General features: G+C 70.2%; 20 protein-coding genes and 1 riboswitch. Of the genes, 13 read left to right on the top strand and 7 right to left on the bottom strand.

Annotated elements, in window-relative coordinates; genetic code table 11:
• Positions 1-110 precede the first annotated feature (110 nt).
• The 3 genes from trxA to IG194_RS18775 all read right to left on the bottom strand — a co-directional run bounded on the left by trxA (position 111) and on the right by IG194_RS18775 (position 2,344).
• Positions 111-980, bottom strand: a complete 870-nt coding sequence (trxA, locus tag IG194_RS18765) for a thioredoxin (protein WP_009617254.1) — start codon at positions 978-980, stop codon at positions 111-113.
• Between the two features lie 261 nt (positions 981-1,241).
• Positions 1,242-1,901, bottom strand: a complete 660-nt coding sequence (locus tag IG194_RS18770; protein ID WP_058488448.1) for a class I SAM-dependent methyltransferase — start codon at positions 1,899-1,901, stop codon at positions 1,242-1,244.
• Positions 1,898-2,344 (bottom strand): YbaY family lipoprotein, encoded by a 447-nt coding sequence (locus IG194_RS18775; protein ID WP_058488449.1) that lies wholly within the window; start codon positions 2,342-2,344, stop codon positions 1,898-1,900. The genes IG194_RS18770 and IG194_RS18775 overlap by 4 nt, the downstream gene beginning before the upstream one ends.
• Before the next feature lie 163 nt (positions 2,345-2,507).
• Here IG194_RS18775 and nrdR point away from each other — a divergent pair, with 163 nt between their 5' ends.
• The 12 genes from nrdR to IG194_RS18835 all read left to right on the top strand — a co-directional run bounded on the left by nrdR (position 2,508) and on the right by IG194_RS18835 (position 11,690).
• Complete coding sequence (gene nrdR, locus IG194_RS18780) at positions 2,508-2,972, top strand: transcriptional regulator NrdR (protein WP_024128042.1); 465 nt, start codon at positions 2,508-2,510, stop codon at positions 2,970-2,972.
• Entirely contained in the window at positions 2,969-4,069 is a 1,101-nt protein-coding gene (gene ribD / locus IG194_RS18785) for a bifunctional diaminohydroxyphosphoribosylaminopyrimidine deaminase/5-amino-6-(5-phosphoribosylamino)uracil reductase RibD (RefSeq protein WP_058488450.1), read from the top strand. The genes nrdR and ribD overlap by 4 nt, the downstream gene beginning before the upstream one ends.
• Before the next feature lie 114 nt (positions 4,070-4,183).
• A riboswitch (FMN riboswitch) is annotated at positions 4,184-4,349 on the top strand.
• A gap of 176 nt (positions 4,350-4,525) precedes the next feature.
• On the top strand, positions 4,526-5,188 hold the full coding sequence (locus IG194_RS18790; RefSeq protein WP_043273458.1) for a riboflavin synthase: 663 nt from the start codon (positions 4,526-4,528) through the stop codon (positions 5,186-5,188).
• 14 nt (positions 5,189-5,202) lie between these two features.
• A complete protein-coding gene (gene ribBA, locus IG194_RS18795; RefSeq protein ID WP_058488451.1) occupies positions 5,203-6,297 on the top strand; it encodes a bifunctional 3,4-dihydroxy-2-butanone-4-phosphate synthase/GTP cyclohydrolase II in 1,095 nt (364 codons plus the stop codon).
• Positions 6,298-6,396: 99 nt separating this feature from the next.
• Positions 6,397-6,873: a 6,7-dimethyl-8-ribityllumazine synthase gene (gene ribE, locus IG194_RS18800; protein ID WP_043273459.1), complete on the top strand. Its 477-nt coding sequence runs from the start codon at positions 6,397-6,399 to the stop codon at positions 6,871-6,873.
• Positions 6,870-7,349, top strand: a complete 480-nt coding sequence (nusB, locus tag IG194_RS18805; RefSeq protein ID WP_043273460.1) for a transcription antitermination factor NusB — start codon at positions 6,870-6,872, stop codon at positions 7,347-7,349. The genes ribE and nusB overlap by 4 nt, the downstream gene beginning before the upstream one ends.
• Positions 7,350-7,363: 14 nt before the next feature.
• The gene (thiL, locus tag IG194_RS18810) at positions 7,364-8,323 is read left to right on the top strand and encodes a thiamine-phosphate kinase (RefSeq protein WP_058488452.1); all 960 of its coding nucleotides are present in this window, start codon (positions 7,364-7,366) and stop codon (positions 8,321-8,323) included.
• A gap of 5 nt (positions 8,324-8,328) precedes the next feature.
• Positions 8,329-8,844, top strand: a complete 516-nt coding sequence (locus IG194_RS18815) for a phosphatidylglycerophosphatase A (protein WP_009617274.1) — start codon at positions 8,329-8,331, stop codon at positions 8,842-8,844.
• A 99-nt stretch (positions 8,845-8,943) separates the two neighbouring features.
• Positions 8,944-9,591 carry a TIGR02281 family clan AA aspartic protease gene (locus IG194_RS18820; RefSeq protein WP_058488453.1) on the top strand — a complete coding sequence of 216 codons (648 nt, stop codon included), beginning with the start codon at positions 8,944-8,946 and terminating at the stop codon, positions 9,589-9,591.
• 262 nt (positions 9,592-9,853) lie between these two features.
• On the top strand, positions 9,854-10,477 hold the full coding sequence (gene ribA, locus IG194_RS18825) for a GTP cyclohydrolase II (RefSeq protein WP_009617276.1): 624 nt from the start codon (positions 9,854-9,856) through the stop codon (positions 10,475-10,477).
• Positions 10,474-10,890, top strand: coding sequence for a hypothetical protein (locus tag IG194_RS18830; RefSeq protein ID WP_009617277.1), 417 nt, complete (start codon positions 10,474-10,476; stop codon positions 10,888-10,890). The genes ribA and IG194_RS18830 overlap by 4 nt, the downstream gene beginning before the upstream one ends.
• Positions 10,890-11,690, top strand: coding sequence for a cobalamin-binding protein (locus IG194_RS18835; protein WP_009617278.1), 801 nt, complete (start codon positions 10,890-10,892; stop codon positions 11,688-11,690). The genes IG194_RS18830 and IG194_RS18835 overlap by 1 nt, the downstream gene beginning before the upstream one ends.
• A 144-nt stretch (positions 11,691-11,834) precedes the next feature.
• Here IG194_RS18835 and IG194_RS18840 read toward each other — a convergent pair whose 3' ends face one another.
• Positions 11,835-12,848, bottom strand: a complete 1,014-nt coding sequence (locus IG194_RS18840) for a zinc-binding alcohol dehydrogenase family protein (RefSeq protein WP_043313772.1) — start codon at positions 12,846-12,848, stop codon at positions 11,835-11,837.
• Between the two features lie 9 nt (positions 12,849-12,857).
• Entirely contained in the window at positions 12,858-13,151 is a 294-nt protein-coding gene (locus IG194_RS18845; RefSeq protein ID WP_043273468.1) for a putative quinol monooxygenase, read from the bottom strand.
• A gap of 103 nt (positions 13,152-13,254) precedes the next feature.
• Between IG194_RS18845 and IG194_RS18850 the strand changes: the two genes are divergently transcribed.
• Entirely contained in the window at positions 13,255-14,157 is a 903-nt protein-coding gene (locus tag IG194_RS18850; protein ID WP_064987594.1) for a LysR family transcriptional regulator, read from the top strand.
• Between the two features lie 3 nt (positions 14,158-14,160).
• On the opposite strand, the gene IG194_RS18855 is transcribed toward IG194_RS18850, so the two are convergent.
• Positions 14,161-15,474 carry a bifunctional DedA family/phosphatase PAP2 family protein gene (locus tag IG194_RS18855; RefSeq protein ID WP_058488454.1) on the bottom strand — a complete coding sequence of 438 codons (1,314 nt, stop codon included), beginning with the start codon at positions 15,472-15,474 and terminating at the stop codon, positions 14,161-14,163.
• Entirely contained in the window at positions 15,471-16,190 is a 720-nt protein-coding gene (locus IG194_RS18860; protein WP_058488455.1) for a DNA-3-methyladenine glycosylase, read from the bottom strand. Before IG194_RS18860 ends, IG194_RS18855 begins: the two co-directional genes overlap by 4 nt.
• Positions 16,191-16,193: the final 3 nt, after the last annotated feature.

Below are 16,193 nucleotides of genomic sequence, written 5' to 3' on the forward strand. Positions count from 1 at the left end.
CCGAACGGTCCCCTCTCCCTTCAGGGAGAGGGTTAGGGAGAGGGAGCGGAGTTGAACCCCGCGCCAGGTTCGCGAGCAAGCTCGCTCCTACACGAAACGAACCCCGCCACTCAATACAGCAGATTGGCCAACTTCCGCCGATAGGCGATCACCAGCGGATGCTCATTGCCCAGCAGGTCGAACACCTGCACCAGCGTCTTGCGCGGCAGATCTTCGCCATAGCCGCGGTTGCGCTGGAACAGGCGCAGCAGGCCATCCATCGCCGCCTCGTACTGCTGCCGCGCGAGTTGCTGCACGGCCAGTTGGTAGGCGGCCTCGTCGTCGCCGGCGTCGGCCGCCAGGCGGGTTTTCAGGGTGGCGGCGTCGGGCAGGTCGGCGGCCTGGCGCAGGAAGGTCAGCTGGGCGCGGGCGGCGGCCAGGGCGGACTTGTGCTCGTCGCTCTTCACCGCGTCCAGCACCGTCTCGGCTTCGCCCAGTTCACCGCGCTCGGCCAGGCAGCGGGCGTAGAGGATCAGCGCCGCGGCGTTGGTGTTGTCTTCGCCCAGCAGGGCCTTGAGCTGGGCCTCGGCCTCGGCGAAGCGGCCTTCGGCGAAGGCGGCTTCGGCAGCGTCCAGCGGGTTGGCGGCGGGGGCTGCCGGCGGCTGTACGTGCTGCTCCAGCATCTGCCGCACCGCCGATTCCGGTTGCGCGCCGGCGAAGCCGTCGACCGGCTGGCCGTCCTTGAACAGCACCACGGTGGGCAGGCTGCGGATGCCGAAGCGCATGACGATGTCCTGCTCGACGTCGCAATTGACCTTGGCCAGCAGCAGCTCGCCCTGGTAGGACTCGGCGACCTGCGCCAGCATCGGCATCAGCGCCTTGCAGGGCGCGCACCAGTCGGCCCAGAAGTCGACCAGCACCGGCTTGTGGAAGGAGTTCTGGATCACCAGCTGGTCGAAGTCGGCGCTGGTGACGTCGAAGATGTAGGGCGTGTCGCTCATGGGGGCTCTCGTCGGGCGAAAGGGGCGAAAGGATGCTGGTCACTATAAGTGGGGGCGCGGCGGACGGAAACAAGGCAATGCCGCGCCCTGGGTTCCTGTAGGAGCGCGCCCTGCGCGCGAATCGCGGGCAGGGCCCGCTTCCTACAGTTCCAGGAAAGCCCGTAGGATGGGTTGAGCGAAGCGATACCCATCACCATGGCCCGATGGGTTTCGCAAGCTCAACCCATCCTACGAAAAGCACCTCGACGCAGACGGTTGCTCCTACAGGGGACGGCTGGCGTGATACAGGCTGACCTTGCGGAATTCGTGGGGCTCGGCCAGGTCCGGCCAGGTGCAGGCGTCGAGGATGTCCAGGCGCCGGTACAGCGGGTGCTGGAAGTCGCGCACCCGCGAGTCGGCCACCAGGGCCTCGCGGCCCTTGCCGAGGAAGGCGTCGAGCAGCGGCAGGTTGGCGCGGTCGTAGAGCACGTCGGCGACCAGGATCAGGTCGTAGCGGTCCTCTTCGCCGAAGAAGTCTTCGGAATAGCTCAGCTGCACGCCGTTCAGCTCGGCATTGGCGCGGCTGGCGGCCAGGGCCAGCGGATCGAGGTCGCAGGCCACCACTTCGGCGGCGCCGGCCCTGGCCGCGGCGATGGCGGCGATGCCGGAGCCGGCGCCGAAGTCCAGCACGCGCTTGCCGGCCACCCACTGCGGGCGCTCGGCCAGCCAGCGCGCCAGGGCCAGGCCGCTGGCCCAGCAGAAGCACCAGTAGGGCGGTTCCTCGAGGATGCGGCGGGTCTCGTCGGGGCTGAACTGGCGGTCCATGTTCTGCGCATCGATCAGCCACAGCGCGATGTCGGTGCCGGGCAGGCGCTCGGCGCCCAGGCGGGCGTCGCCGAGCAGCTCGCCCAGGGCCCGCTGCAGGTCCTGCGGGGCCTTCATGGCGCCGGCTCCAGGCGCAGCTCGCCGAGGGCCCGGGACTGCCCGGGAGCGATGGTCAGCGGGCGCAGGCGCCAGGCCAACTGGCCGTTCTGCGCCACCCGCGCATGCAGTTCTATGCGTCCGCCGCTGGGGAAGTCGCTGGGGTCGTAGCGCAGGCTGAAGGGCAGGGCGCCGCCATTTCCCACCAGCTCCAGGCTGGCCAGGGCGCGCTGCGGGCGGTCGCGTTCGTCCATCAACAACAGGGCCAGTTCCACTTCGGCGCCATCGGGCAAGGCGCCGCGGCTGCTGGTGAGCACCCCGGACAATTCGCGTTGGTTGGCCGGCAGCGGCGTCGCGACGGCCTTGGCCGGGGCGCTGGCGGCGGGAGGCTGCGGAGCGGGTTGCTTGCTCGAACAGGCGGCCAGCAGGGCCAGGGCGAGCAGGCAGAGAAGGCGGTGCGGCATGGGCGATTTCCCTCGCGGCGGTTTCCAGGGCGGCGCCTGTATAGCGTAAAGCCTGCGGCTTGTCTCGGGGAGCGCGGCGCCGGATGTTTCGTCGAACGGCCGGTCGAAGGGCCCGGGCGGATGGGGTACCATGGGCCACCATTTCGTAGGGCCATTCTCTGCCATGCATTGTCCCTTCTGCGGTGCCCACGACACCAAAGTCATCGATTCCCGCCTGGTCGCCGAGGGCGACCAGGTCCGCCGCCGCCGCGAGTGCCTGGCCTGCGGCGAGCGCTTCACCACCTTCGAGACCGCCGAGCTGGTCATGCCGCGGCTGATCAAGCAGGACGGCAGCCGCCAGCCGTTCGACGAGGACAAGCTGCGCGCCGGCATGCAGCGCGCGCTGGAGAAGCGTCCGGTCAGCGTCGAGCGCCTGGAAGAGGCCATCGCCCACATCAAGCACAAGCTGCGCGCCACCGGCGAGCGCGAGGTGAAGTCGCGGGTGCTCGGCGAGCTGGTGATGGCCGAGCTGCAGAAGCTCGACGAGGTGGCCTACATCCGCTTCGCCTCGGTGTACCGGCGCTTCCAGGACCTCAACGAGTTCCGCGAGGAGATCGAGCGCCTGGCCCGGGAGCCGTCCAAGGAATGAGCGCCGTCGACCAGGCCTACATGGCCCGCGCGCTGGAGCTGGCGCGCAAGGGGCTGTATTCCACCCACCCCAACCCCCGCGTCGGCTGCGTGCTGGTCAAGGACGGCGTGGTGATCGGCGAAGGCTGGCACGTCCGCGCCGGCGAGCCCCACGCCGAGGTCCACGCCCTGCGCCAGGCCGGCGACAACGCCCGCGGCGCCACCGCCTACGTCACCCTGGAGCCCTGCAGCCACTTCGGCCGCACCCCGCCCTGCGCCGATGCCCTGGTGAAGGCCGGCGTCGCCCGCGTGGTGGCGGCCATGCAGGACCCCAACCCGCAGGTTGCCGGGCAGGGGCTGCGGCGCCTGGCCGAGGCCGGCATCGAGGTGGCCTGCGGCGTGCTGGAGGCCGAGGCCCGGGAAATCAACGTCGGCTTCATCAAGCGCATGGAGACCGGCCTGCCCTTCGTCCGCGTCAAGCTGGCGATGAGCCTGGACGGGCGCACCGCCATGGCCAGCGGCGAGAGCCAGTGGATCACCGGCCCCGCCGCGCGCCGCGCCGTGCAGCGCCTGCGGGCGCGCTCCAGCGTGGTGCTTTCCGGCGCCGACACGGTGCTGCTGGACGCTGCCCGCCTGACCGTGCGCCCCGACGAACTGGGCCTGGACGCCGAGCAGACCGCCCTGGCCGCCGCGCGCCAGCCGCTGCGCGTGCTGGTGGACGGCCGCCTGCGGGTGCCGACCGACGCCGCCTTCTACCAGGCAGGCCCGGCGCTGGTGGCCAGCTGCGCCGAACGCGACGGTTTCGCCGCCGAGGGCCGCGAGCTGCTGGTGCTGCCCGGCGCCGATGGCCACGTCGACCTGGCGAAGCTGCTCGCCGGACTGGGCGCGCGCGGCGCCAACGAAGTGCTGGTGGAAGCCGGCCCGCGCCTGGCCGGGGCCTTCGCCCGACTGGGGCTGGTGGACGAGTACCAAATATTCGTTGCGCCCAAGCTACTGGGCTCCAGCGCCCGCCCGCTGCTGGAGCTGCCGCTGGAGAAGATGGCCGAGGCGCGCGAACTGAAGATCGCCGACATCCGCGCCGTGGGCGACGACTGGCTGGTCACGGCGCGGCCGGTCTGACGGAATTGTCTGCGCTACCCCCTGCGAATGCGCGGGGAGAGCAAACTGAACCTTCCGACTTGCGCCGGCCTGTGGTAAAACGCCACACGCGGTCAACGCTGTAACGGCCGCGATTGACGTTCTCAGGGCGGGGTGCAAGTCCCCACCGGCGGTGATGGCGCGCAACGCGTCGAGCCCGCGAGCGCTTGCCACGACCGGCTTACCGCCGCAGCGGCAAGGTCAGCAGACCCGGTGCGATCCCGGGGCCGACGGTAACAGTCCGGATGAAGAGAGAACGGGATGAACCTGCGCAAGGTGCTTCTGCACGCCTGCGCGTCGTGTCCCTTCGATCGGTATGCCCTGTTTTTCCCAAAACAGGAGTTCCAACACCATGCACCACCCCTTCGTTTCCACTGCGCTGGCTCGCGCCGGCCGGCACGCCTGCGCGCAACCGCATTGCGCCGTCCGGGAGGCCCCATGTTCACCGGCATAATCGAAGCCATCGGCAGCATCCGCTCGATCACCCCCAAGGGCGGTGACGTGCGTCTCTACGTGCAGACCGGCAAGCTCGACCTCGCCGACGTCAAGCTCGGCGACAGCATCGCCGTCAACGGCATCTGCCTGACCGCCGTGGAGCTGCCCGGCGACGGCTTCTGGGCCGACGTCAGCCGCGAGACCCTGGCGCGCACCGCCTTCGCCCAGCTCAAGGTCGGCAGCCGCGTCAACCTGGAGAAGGCCCTGACCCCCACCACCCGCCTGGGCGGCCACCTGGTCAGCGGCCACGTCGACGGCGTCGGCGAGATCGTCAAGCGCGAGGATAACGCCCGCGCCATCCAGTTCACCGTGCGCGCCCCGCGCGAGCTGGCCAAGTACATCGCGCTGAAGGGCTCGATCACCGTCGACGGCACCAGCCTCACGGTCAACGCGGTGAATGGCGCCGAGTTCGAGCTGACCATAGTCCCGCACACCCTGCTCGAGACCATCATGGGCGACTACCGCCCCGGTCTTCAGGTGAACCTGGAAGTGGATCTGCTGGCGCGCTACCTGGAGCGCCTGCTGCTCGGCGACAAGGCCGCCGAGCCCGCCGCCAGCGGCATCACCGAAGCATTCCTGGCCGAAAACGGCTTCATGAAGCATTGATAGGAGCTGCCCAGATGGCACTCAACAGCATCGAAGAACTGGTCGAAGACATCCGCCAAGGCAAGATGGTCATCCTCATGGATGACGAGGACCGCGAGAACGAAGGCGACCTGATCATGGCCGCCGAGTGCGTGCGCACCGAAGACATCAACTTCATGGCCAAGTACGCCCGCGGCCTGATCTGCATGCCGATGACCCGCGAGCGCTGCGAGCGCCTGGGCCTGTCGCTGATGGTGCAGCGCAACGGCTCGGGCTTCGGCACCAAGTTCACCGTTTCCATCGAGGCCGCCGAAGGCGTCACCACCGGCATCTCCGCCGCCGACCGCGCCCGCACCGTGCAGGCCGCCGCCGCGAAGGAAGCGGTGGCCGCCGACATCGTCAGCCCCGGCCACATCTTCCCGCTGATGGCCCAGCCCGGCGGCGTGCTGGCCCGCGCCGGCCACACCGAGGCGGCCTGCGACCTGGCGCGCATGGGCGGCTTCGAGGCCTCCGGGGTGATCTGCGAGATCATGAACGACGACGGCAGCATGGCCCGCCGCCCGGAGCTGGAAGCCTTCGCCGCGCAGCACGGCATCAAGATCGGCACCATCGCCGACCTGATCCACTACCGGCTGATCCACGAGCGCACCGTCGAGCGCCTCGCCGAGCAGCCGCTGGACACCGAGCTGGGCCAGTTCAACCTGATCACCTACCGCGACTCGGTGGAGGGCGAGGTGCACCTGGCATTGACCCTGGGCGAGATCTGCGCGGAAGAGCCGACCCTGGTGCGCGTGCACAACATGGACCCGCTGCGCGACCTGCTGATGGTCAACCAGGCCGGGCGCTGGAGCCTGCGCGCGGCCATGGCCAAGGTGGCCGAGGCCGGCAGCGGCGTGGTGCTGCTGCTGGGCCACCAGATCGGCGGCGAGGACCTGCTGGCCCACGTGCGCGAGATCGCCGCCAGCGCGCCGGCGCCCAAGCCCACCACCACCTACAGCACCGTCGGCGCCGGTTCGCAGATCCTCCGCGACCTGGGCGTGCGCAAGATGCGCCTGATGTCGGCGCCGATGCGCTTCAACGCGATATCCGGTTTCGACCTGGAAGTTGTAGAATACCTGCCCGCCGAATGAACCCGCGCCGCCGTGCCCTGGCACGGCGGCGTTGTTCTTCTAGCCTAATTTCGCGGAGCGTCGCCGACGCTCTGGCTCTTTAACAGACGAGACCTGCCCATGACCCTGAAGACCATCGAAGGTACCTTCATCGCCCCTAAAGGCCGCTTCGCCCTGGTGGTTGGCCGCTTCAACAGCTTCGTGGTGGAAAGCCTGGTGCAAGGCGCCATCGACGCGCTGGTGCGCCACGGCGTCGCCGAAGGCGACATCACCATCATCCGCGCCCCGGGTGCCTTCGAGATCCCCCTGGTAACCCAGAAAGTCGCCCAGCGCGGCGAGTTCGACGCCATCATCGCCCTCGGCGCGGTGATCCGCGGCGGCACCCCGCACTTCGAATACGTTGCCGGCGAGTGCACCAAGGGTCTGGCGCAGGTTTCCCTGCAGTTCGGCGTGCCGGTGGCCTTCGGCGTGCTGACCGTCGACTCCATCGAACAGGCCATCGAGCGCTCCGGCACCAAGGCCGGCAACAAGGGCGCCGAGGCCGCGCTGTCCGCCCTGGAAATGGTGAGCCTGCTGTCGCAGCTGGAGGCCAAGTGAGCAGCAACGACAACGGCGCTCCGTCCAAGCCGGCCAAGCCCAACAAGATCGCCATGCGCCGCAAGGCCCGCAGCCTCGCGGTGCAGGCCCTGTATTCCTGGCAGATGGCCGGCCAGCCGCTGAACGAGATCGAGGCGACCTTCCGCACCGACAACGACTTCAGCGACGTCGACGGCGCCTACTTCCACGAGATCCTCCACGGCGTGCCGCGCCTGAAGACCGAGCTGGACCAGGAATTCACCCCCTGCCTGGACCGCCCGCTGGAAGAGATCGACCCGGTCGAGCTGGCCATCCTGCGCCTGGCCACCTACGAGCTGCGCAACCGCCTGGACGTGCCCTACAAGGTGGTGATCAACGAAGGCATCGAGCTGGCCAAGACCTTCGGCGCCACCGACGGCCACAAGTTCGTCAACGGTGTGCTGGACAAGCTGGCGCCGCGTCTGCGCGCCGCCGAGCTGCGCGGCGCCAAGCGCTGAGTCCGCCGCAAGGCATGGGTGAGTTCGAACTGATCCGCCGCTATTTCGCCGCGGCCGCCTGTGCGGCCGCGGCCGATGGCGTGGCCCTGGGCATCGGCGACGACTGCGCCCTGCTGGCGCCGGCCGCCGGGCAGCAACTGGCGGTGTCCACCGACACCCTGGTGGCCGGCGTGCACTTCCCCGCGCTGTGCGATCCCTTCCTGCTCGGCCAGCGCGCCCTGGCGGTTTCCGCTAGCGACCTGGCGGCCATGGGCGCCGCGCCCCTGGCCTTCACCCTCGCCCTGACTCTGCCCGAGGCCGATCCGACCTGGCTGGAAGCCTTCGCCCGGGGCCTGAACCGCATGGCCGCGGCCTGCGGCCTGGCGCTGGTCGGCGGCGACACCACCCGCGGCCCGCTGAGCATGACCCTCACGGTGTTCGGCCAGGTGCCCGTCGGCCAGGCGCTGACCCGCAGCGGCGCCCGTCCCGGCGACCTGCTCTGCGTCGGCGGCCCGGTCGGCGAGGCTGGCGGCGCCCTGGAGCTGGTGCTCGGCCGTCTGGCCGCCGAACCCGAAGTGGCCGAGCCGCTATTGGCGCGCTACTGGGCGCCGCAGCCGCAACTGGCCCTCGGCCAGGCCCTGCGCGGCCGCGCCACGGCGGCGCTGGACGTGTCCGACGGCCTGCTCGCCGATTGCGGCCACATCGCCCGCGCCTCCGGCGTGGCCTTGATCGTCGAAGCCGAACGCCTGCCGGCCAGCGCGCCGCTGGAAAGCCTGCTGGGCGCCGAGCGCGCGTTGCAGGCCAAGCTCGGCGCCGGCGACGACTACGTCATCGCCTTCACCCTGCCGCCTGCGCAGTTGCCGGTTCTGCAGGCGCAATGGCCGCAGCTGGCGGCCATCGGCCGCGTCGAGGCCGGCAGCGGGGTGCGCGTGCTGGACGGCGCAGGCCACGACATCACGCCGCGCCAGGGCGGCTACCTGCATTTCACGGAGTGACCGCAGTGCCCGAACATCCCGACCAAGCCCCCGCCCAGCCCGTGCCGCCGTCGGTCTGGCGCAACCCCTGGCACTTCCTGGCCTTCGGCTTCGGCTCCGGGACCCTGCCCAAGGCGCCGGGCACCTGGGGCTCGCTGGTGGCCATTCCCTTCGTCCCGCTGTGGCAGCTGCTGCCGGACTGGGGCTACTGGCTGATGCTGGGGCTGACCATGCTGTTCGGCTTCTGGCTGTGCGGCAAGGTCGCCGACGACCTGCGCGTGCACGACCACGAAGGCATCGTCTGGGACGAGATGGTCGGCATGTGGATCACCCTCTGGCTGGTGCCCGAGGGCTGGTGGTGGCTGCTGGTGGGCTTCCTGGTGTTCCGCTTCTTCGACATCCTCAAGCCCTGGCCGATCCGCTGGGTCGACCGCCACGTGCACGGTGGCGTGGGCATCATGCTCGACGACGTCCTCGCCGGGGTCTTCGCCTGGCTGGCCATGCAGGGCCTGGTCTGGGCCTGGGCCACCTGGCTGCTCTGACGATAGCCGCCCTGACAACAGCCGACTTCATCACTGACGGCGCAGCGGCGCCGGTGTAACGTGGCGCCACCCTCGCGCCAGCCGACAAGGAGCCCCACCATGCTGCGCCTGCTGCCCGCCCTGAGCCTCGCCCTTGCCGCCAGCGCGGCCCTCGCCGCCCCGCAGGTATGGGTGGTGGGGCTGTTCCCCAACGCCGCGGTGGTCAACATCGACGGCCAGCGCAAGTTCCTCCGCGTCGGCGAGACCGGGCCGCTGGGCGTGCAGGTGGTCAGCGCCGACGCGCACAAGGCGGTGCTGCGCGTCGAGGGCGTGGAGCGCACCTACGAACTGAGTCGCGAATACAACGCCAGCGGCTACTCGGCCCCGGCGCCGGTGCAGGAAATGAGCATCGCCCGCGGCACCGGCGGGCATTACTGGGTGTCCGGCTCGATCAACGGCCAGAACGCCCAGTTCCTGGTCGACACCGGCGCCACCACGGTGGCCATGAACGAAGCCCAGGCGCGGCGCCTGGGCATCGACTACCGGGTGGTCGGCAAGCCCATGGTCGCCTCCACCGCCAGCGGCACCGTCAAGGGCTGGCGCATCAGCCTGAACAGTGTGAAGCTCGGCGGCATCGAGGTGCTGGGCGTGGACGCCAGCGTGCTGGAGGGCGAGTTCCCCACCGAGATCCTGCTGGGCATGAGCTTCCTCAACCGCGTCGGTTGGCGGGAGGAGCAGGGGATGATGTATATCCAGTCCAAACACTGAGAGCCCCTCCACCGCCTGCTGCGCGTCGGCATAACTGCGTTGGGAACAGGTTCGAAATGCTCATTTAGCGGTCTGAACTGCGCTTCCGAACCTGTTCCCGCCTTGTTCTGCTCTAGCTCGCGAGGCCGTGAAGGGACTCTGCCAGATCGCCGATCCATCGATGGCTTCGATAGCCAACTTGCGGATTTCGCAATGACGGCGGCCCCGGCACTGCTGTTACAATGCCGGCTCCTTACTACTGTCTGACTTTCAGGAGTTTCCGGTGTCCGTCGTGTTCGTCGCCGCCTCCAAGCTGCCCACTCCCTTCGGCGAATTCACCATGCATGGCTTCCTCGACGAGGAAACCGGCAAGGAACATGTCGCCCTGACCATGGGCACCATCGACGACGGCCAGCCGGTGCTCGGTCGCCTGCATTCCGAATGCCTGACCGGCGATGCCCTGTTCAGCCTGCGCTGCGACTGCGGCTTCCAGCTCGAAGGCGCGCTCTCGGCCATCGCCCGCGAAGGCCGCGGCGTGCTGCTGTACCTGCGCCAGGAAGGCCGCGGCATCGGCCTGCTGAACAAGATCCGCGCCTACGCCCTGCAGGACGAAGGCGCGGACACGGTCGAAGCCAACCTCAGGCTGGGCTTCGGCGCCGACCAGCGCGACTACGCCATGTGCCTGCCGATGCTGCAGCACCTGGGCGTCTGCTCGCTGAAGCTGATGACCAACAACCCGCGCAAGGTCAAGGCGCTGGAAGGCTACGGCCTCACCGTGGCCGAGCGCGTGCCCCTGCAGAAGGGCCTGAACCCGCACAACAAGCGCTACCTGGCGACCAAGGCCGGCAAGCTCGGGCATATGCTCGGCGAGCTGCACCAGGGCGAGGCGGAGATCGAGGCGCAGTGAACCGCGCCGCCGAGTTCGGCCGCCTGGGGCGTCTGTGGTGGCTGCACCTGGCCCTGGCTCTCGGGCCGCTGCTGGCGCTGCTGCTATGGGGCTTCGAGATCGACGCCCTGGCCGTGCTGGCCACCCCGCTGTACGTCGTTGCGCTGGTCTCGATGTACTTCACCCTGCCGCTGTTCCGCCGCTACAAGCTTGCCCTGATCGACGCCGGCAAGGCCCGTGACACGGCCGAAGAGCCCGCCGCCTGGGCGGAGTTGGCGCGCACCTGGCGCAATGGCGTCCTCGGCGCCAGCCTGCCGGCCTGGATCGGCGTGCTGGCGTGCTTCACCGACCTGTCCGGCGTGGCGCTGATCCTCCTCGGGCTGACCAGCCTGCTGATCCTCTGGCTGTACCGCCTGCCGCGCCAGTTGCTCTGATGCGCCTGCTCGCCGCCATCCTGCTGCTATCGCTAGGCCTGCCGGCACTGGCGGCGCAGCGGGTGGTGAGCCTGTCGCCCTCGATGACCGACAGCGTCCTGGAACTGGGCGCCGGCGCGCGCCTGGTGGGTGTGCTCGACGGCGACGAACGTCCGGCGCAACTGGCGGCCCTGCCGTCGCTGGGGCGCTACGGGCAGCTGAACCTGGAGCGCCTGCTGAGCCTGCGGCCGGACCTGGTGCTGGTCTGGCCCGGCAGCATTCCCGATGCGCAGATGGCGCGGCTGAAGGGCCTGGGCCTGAAGCTCTACGTCGCCGAACCGCACCGGCTGGAGGATATCCCCAGCCAACTGGAAGAGCTGGGCGCGCTGCTCGACGCCCAGGACAAGGCCACGGCCCTGGCCGCCAGCTTCCGCCAGCGCATCGCCGAACTGCGCCAGCAGTACGCCCGCGAGCACCCGCTACGGCTGTTCTACCAGGTATGGAACCGCCCGCTGTACACCCTGGGCGGACGCCAGGTGGTCAGCGACGCCCTGCAGGTCTGCGGCGCGCGCAACCTGTTCGACGACCTGCAGCAGCCGGCGCCGCAGGTGGGCATGGAAGCGGTGCTGGCCCGCGATCCGCAAGTGATACTGGCGCCCAATGCCGAACAGGCGGCGCAATGGCGGACCATGAAACAGCTGAGCGCAACGCGCCTGAACCAGCTGTGGGTACTGCCCGACCGCAACCTGGAGCGGCCGAGCTACGCCATGCTGGCCGCCACCGAAAAACTCTGCCGCCTGCTCGCCAAGGCCGAGCCGTAGGGCGGATAACCGTTCGCGGTTATCCGCCGGCCGGGATGCCGTACCTCCCCATAACCTGTAAGCGGGCCCTGCCCGCGAAATCGCGCGCAGGGCGCGCTCCTACATGGGGATGGCGTGGGGGCGGCGTACCGTGCCTCCCGCCGTTCAGAACCCCTCCAGCACGATCTTGCCCTTGGCCTTGCCGCTCTCCAGCAGCGCGTGGGCGCGGCGCAGGTTGGCGGCGTCGATGCGGCCGAAGTGCTCGCCCAGGGTGGTGCGCAGCACGCCCTGGTCGACCAGGCTGGACACGCGCTGCAGCAGGCGGTGCTGCTCGATCATGTCGTCGGTCTGGAACATCGAGCGGGTGTACATGAACTCCCAGTGCAGCGACAGGCTCTTCTGCTTGAGCAGGCTCACGTTCAGGTTCGCCGGGTCGTCGATCAGGCCCAGGCGGCCCTGCGGGCGCAGGCTGGCGACTATCTGCTGCAGGTGGCTGTCGGTGTGCGTCAGGCTGGCCACGTGGCTCACCTGGCCGATGCCGATGCGCTGCAGTTCCTCGCTCAGCGGCTTGCCGTGGTCGATGACGTGGTGGGCGCCGAGGTCGCGGACCCATTCCCGGGTTTCCGCCCGCGAGGCGGTGCCGATCACGGTTACGCCGGTCAGGTGCCGGGCCAGTTGGACGAGGATGGAGCCCACGCCGCCGGCGGCGCCGACGATCAGCAGGCTCTGCCCGGCGCTGCCCGGGCCCTCGGCGATCTGCAGGCGTTCGAACAGCAGTTCCCAGGCGGTGATGCTGGTCAGCGGCAGGGCCGCGGCCTGGGCGAAGTCGAGGCTGGCCGGCTTGGCGCCGACGATGCGCTCGTCCACCAGCTGCAGTTCGGCGTTGCTGCCCGGGCGCGTCAGGTCGCCGGCGTAGAACACCTCGTCGCCGGGGCGGAACAGGCTGACCTCGCTGCCCACCGCGCGGACCACGCCGGCGGCGTCCCAGCCCAGCACCTTGTATTCGCCGGCCGCAGGCTCCGCGCGCTGGCGCACCTTGGTGTCCACCGGGTTGACGGAAATGGCGCGGACCTCCACCAGCAGGTCGCGCGGGCCGGGCGTCGGCTCCGGCAGTTGGATGTCGAGCAGGGCGTCGTCGGCGTCGATCGGGCGGCTGTGGGTGTAACCGATGGCTTTCATGGCGGCTCCTCAGTCGATGCGGTTCATCAGGCGGATGTCGAGTTCGTCCAGATCGTCCCGGCTGGCCGCGACGAAGGCCTGGAAGTGCTCGCTGGCCTCGTGCTCGGCGAGGGCCGCCTCGTCGCGCCATTGCTCGATCATGTAGATCAGGTCGGCGTCCTTGCGGTCGCGGTGCAGGTCGTACTGGATGCAGCCGGGCTCGGCCCGCGAGGGCACGCGCAGCTCGGCCAGGCGGGCCTGCAGGGCGTCGGCGCGGCCGGGCTTGGCGCGGATGATGGCGATCAGGGTAATGGGGCTGCTCATCGGGACTCTTCCTTGCGGCAGTGGGGGATGGGCGCATCCTCCGCTCTTTCGTTGTGAAGAAAAACCGGGTAGGAAGAAAGTCTCTTTCAAAGGAAAATTGAAAATGCTGCGTTTCGACGACCTCCAGCTGTTCGTCCGCACCGCCGAGCGCGGCAGCCTCTCCGCCGCGGCCCGCGAACTGGAGGTGTCGCCGGCGGTGGCCAGCGCCGCGCTCAAGCGCCTGGAGGGCGCCCTGCAGGCGCGACTGTTCGCCCGTTCCACCCGCAGCCTGCGCTTGACCGCCGAGGGCGAGCTGTTCCTGGCCCATGCGCGGGCCTCGCTGCAGAGCCTGGAGGAGGGCCGCCAGCTGCTGGCCGGCGGGCGCAGCGAGATCGCCGGGCCGTTGCAGGTCTCGGCGCCCTCGGACCTGGGGCGCAACGTGCTGTTGCCCTGGCTCGACGAGTTCCAGGCGCAGCACCCGCGGCTGGTTTTGCGCCTGCTGCTCAGCGACCGCCAGGCCGACCTCTACCGCCAGCCGGTGGACGTGGCCATCCGCCTCGGCCAGCCGCCGGACTCCAGCCTGGTGGCGCTGCCCCTGGCGGCGGACAACCGCCGCGTGCTGTGCGGCGCGCCGGCCTATTTCGCCCTGCATGGCCGGCCGCAGCGGCCGCAGGACCTGGCCCGGCACAACTGCCTGCTGTACATGCTCGGCGGCCGTGTGCACGAACGCTGGCGCTTCGGCGACGAGACGGTCGAGGTGGGCGGCGACCGCGTCAGCGACGACGCCGACGTGGTGCGGCGCTGGGCGGTGGCCGGGCGCGGGCTGGTCTACAAGTCCTGGCTGGACGTGGCCGCCGACGTGCGCGCCGGGCGCCTGGAAGTGGTCCTGGCCGACCAGCGGGGCGAGGCGGCGCCGCTGAACCTGTTCTGCACCCACCGCGCGCAGCTGAGCCCGCCGGTGACCCTGCTACGCGAGTTCGTCCAGCAGCGCTGCGCCGAGCATCTGCGCGGCGCGCCCTGGCGTTGAGGCTCAGAGCGGGGTGTAGCGCGCCACGGCGTGGCTGAGGTCCCAGCCGACCGAGACCGAGAACACCAGCAGCAGGGTCGGCACCAGGCACCACCAGATGCGCCTGGGCAGGGCCGGCAGCGGCTGGCGCAACTGGCTGGCCCAGAGCGCGGCGGCGCAGACGGCGGCGGCGAGCAGGGCGCCGGCGATCACGTCGCTGGGCCAGTGCGCGCCCAGGTACAGACGCGAGCCGGCGATCCACGCGGCCGGCAGCATGGCCAGCAGCAGCCAGGTCAGGCGCACCCGCGGCGAGCCCTCGCGGCTGGCCAGCACGCCGAGCACCAGGAAGCAGGCGAAGGACGCCGAGCTATGCCCGCTGGGCATGCTGAAGGCGCTCAGCGGGTCGGCGATCACCTCGGGGCGGGCGCGGCCGAAGAAGTGCTTGAGGGTGGTGTTGAGCAGCGCCGTGGCCAGCAGGGTGCCGCCGGCGAACAGCGCGTGGCGCCACTTGCCCAGGCCCAGCAGCAGGCCGCTGACGACGATGCCGACGATCACCTGGGTGCGGAAGTCGCCCAGGCGCGTCACCGCCACCATGATGTGGTTCAGCAGCGGGCTGCGTTCCTGCTGGATCAGCGTCATCAGGCCGTGGTCGAGGGCATCCAGGTGCGGCCAGCCGATCAGGATACCCAGCAGCAGGGCGGTGCTCAGCCCGGCGGCGATCAGTGCGGTGCCGTGGCGCCGCTTCAGGCAGGCATGGATCAAGGCGCCGCCGAGCACGGCCAGGCCGCCGGCGACCACCGCCATCTCCGGCCAGAAGCCTTCCGGCAGTGGCAGGCGCAAGGCCGCGCCGGTGGTCCAGCCGGGCAGCAGGTAGGCCACCGACCAGCCGGCGGCGGCCAGGATGGAGACCGCCAGGAAGCGCCCGAAGGGCATGTCGAGCATGCCCGCCACCAGCGGCAGGAACGGCCGCAGGGCGCCGATGAAGCGGCCCACCAGCAGGCTGGTGACGCCGTAGCGGGCGACGAAGCCTTCGGCGCCGGCCAGCCATTCCGGATGGTGGCGCAGCAGCGGCAGGCGGCGGATGTCCTGGTGGAAGCGGCGGCCGAGGAAGTACGAGCAGAGGTCGCCCAGCAGGCCGCCGGCGAAGGCCAGCAGCAGCGTCTGCCCCAGGCCCAGGGCGCCGCCGCCGGCCAGCACGGCCACGGCGAAGAGCATCACCACGCCGGGCAGCACCAGGCCGACCACCGCCGCGCATTCGAGGAAGGCGATGAGGAAGACCACCAGCCCCAGCCACTGCGGGTGGCCGGCGATCCATTGGTTGAACAGGTCCAGGCTCATGTGCGGTGCGCTTCCGAGCTGTCCAGCAGGTAATAGTCGCGGCCTTCGACCTGGCCGCGGCGCAGTGGGTTTCGCGTGCAGAAGGGCGCGAAGGCAGCGTCGACGAAGCGGTACATCAGGTGCTCGTCGCGGCCGTGGGGGATGCCCAGGCGGGTGGTCTGGATGACCTGGGCCGGGGTGTCGCCGACGTCGTCGACGAACAGCCGCTGCACGTCGAACTGCCTGGCGTCCCAGTCCGGCACCTTGAGGCCCATGGCCTTGCACAGCAGGGTCTGGCCGGCGCAGAGCTTGCCCAGCGGGCGCTCGCTGCCATCGGCGGCGGGGTTGAGCTGGCGCATGCGGGCCAGGGCCTCGTCGCCGCTGACGCGGTCCATCCACGGGTGGCCGGACTTGATCAGCACGGCATTGCCGGCGCCGCCTGCGCTGAAGTTCAGCGAGTCGCCGCCGCGCGCGTAGTACATGTAGATGTGCCCGCCGTCGAGGAACAGCGCCTTGCGCTTCTCGGTGTAGCCGAGCGAGGCGTGGCTGCCTTTCTCGGCCAGGTAATAGGCTTCGGTCTCGATGATCCGCGTGGACAGCCAGAGCTCGCCGACGCGGTGACGGATCACCTTGCCCAGCAGCTGGCGCGCCACCAGCAGGGCGTCGCGGTCGAGGAAGGAATGGGGCAGCGGCCGCGCTTCGGGCCAGGGCAAACCAAGGATGGGATCGGCAGGCATGGG

The organism is Pseudomonas sp. ADPe (assembly GCF_014843515.1).
Classification (GTDB): domain Bacteria; phylum Pseudomonadota; class Gammaproteobacteria; order Pseudomonadales; family Pseudomonadaceae; genus Pseudomonas; species Pseudomonas citronellolis.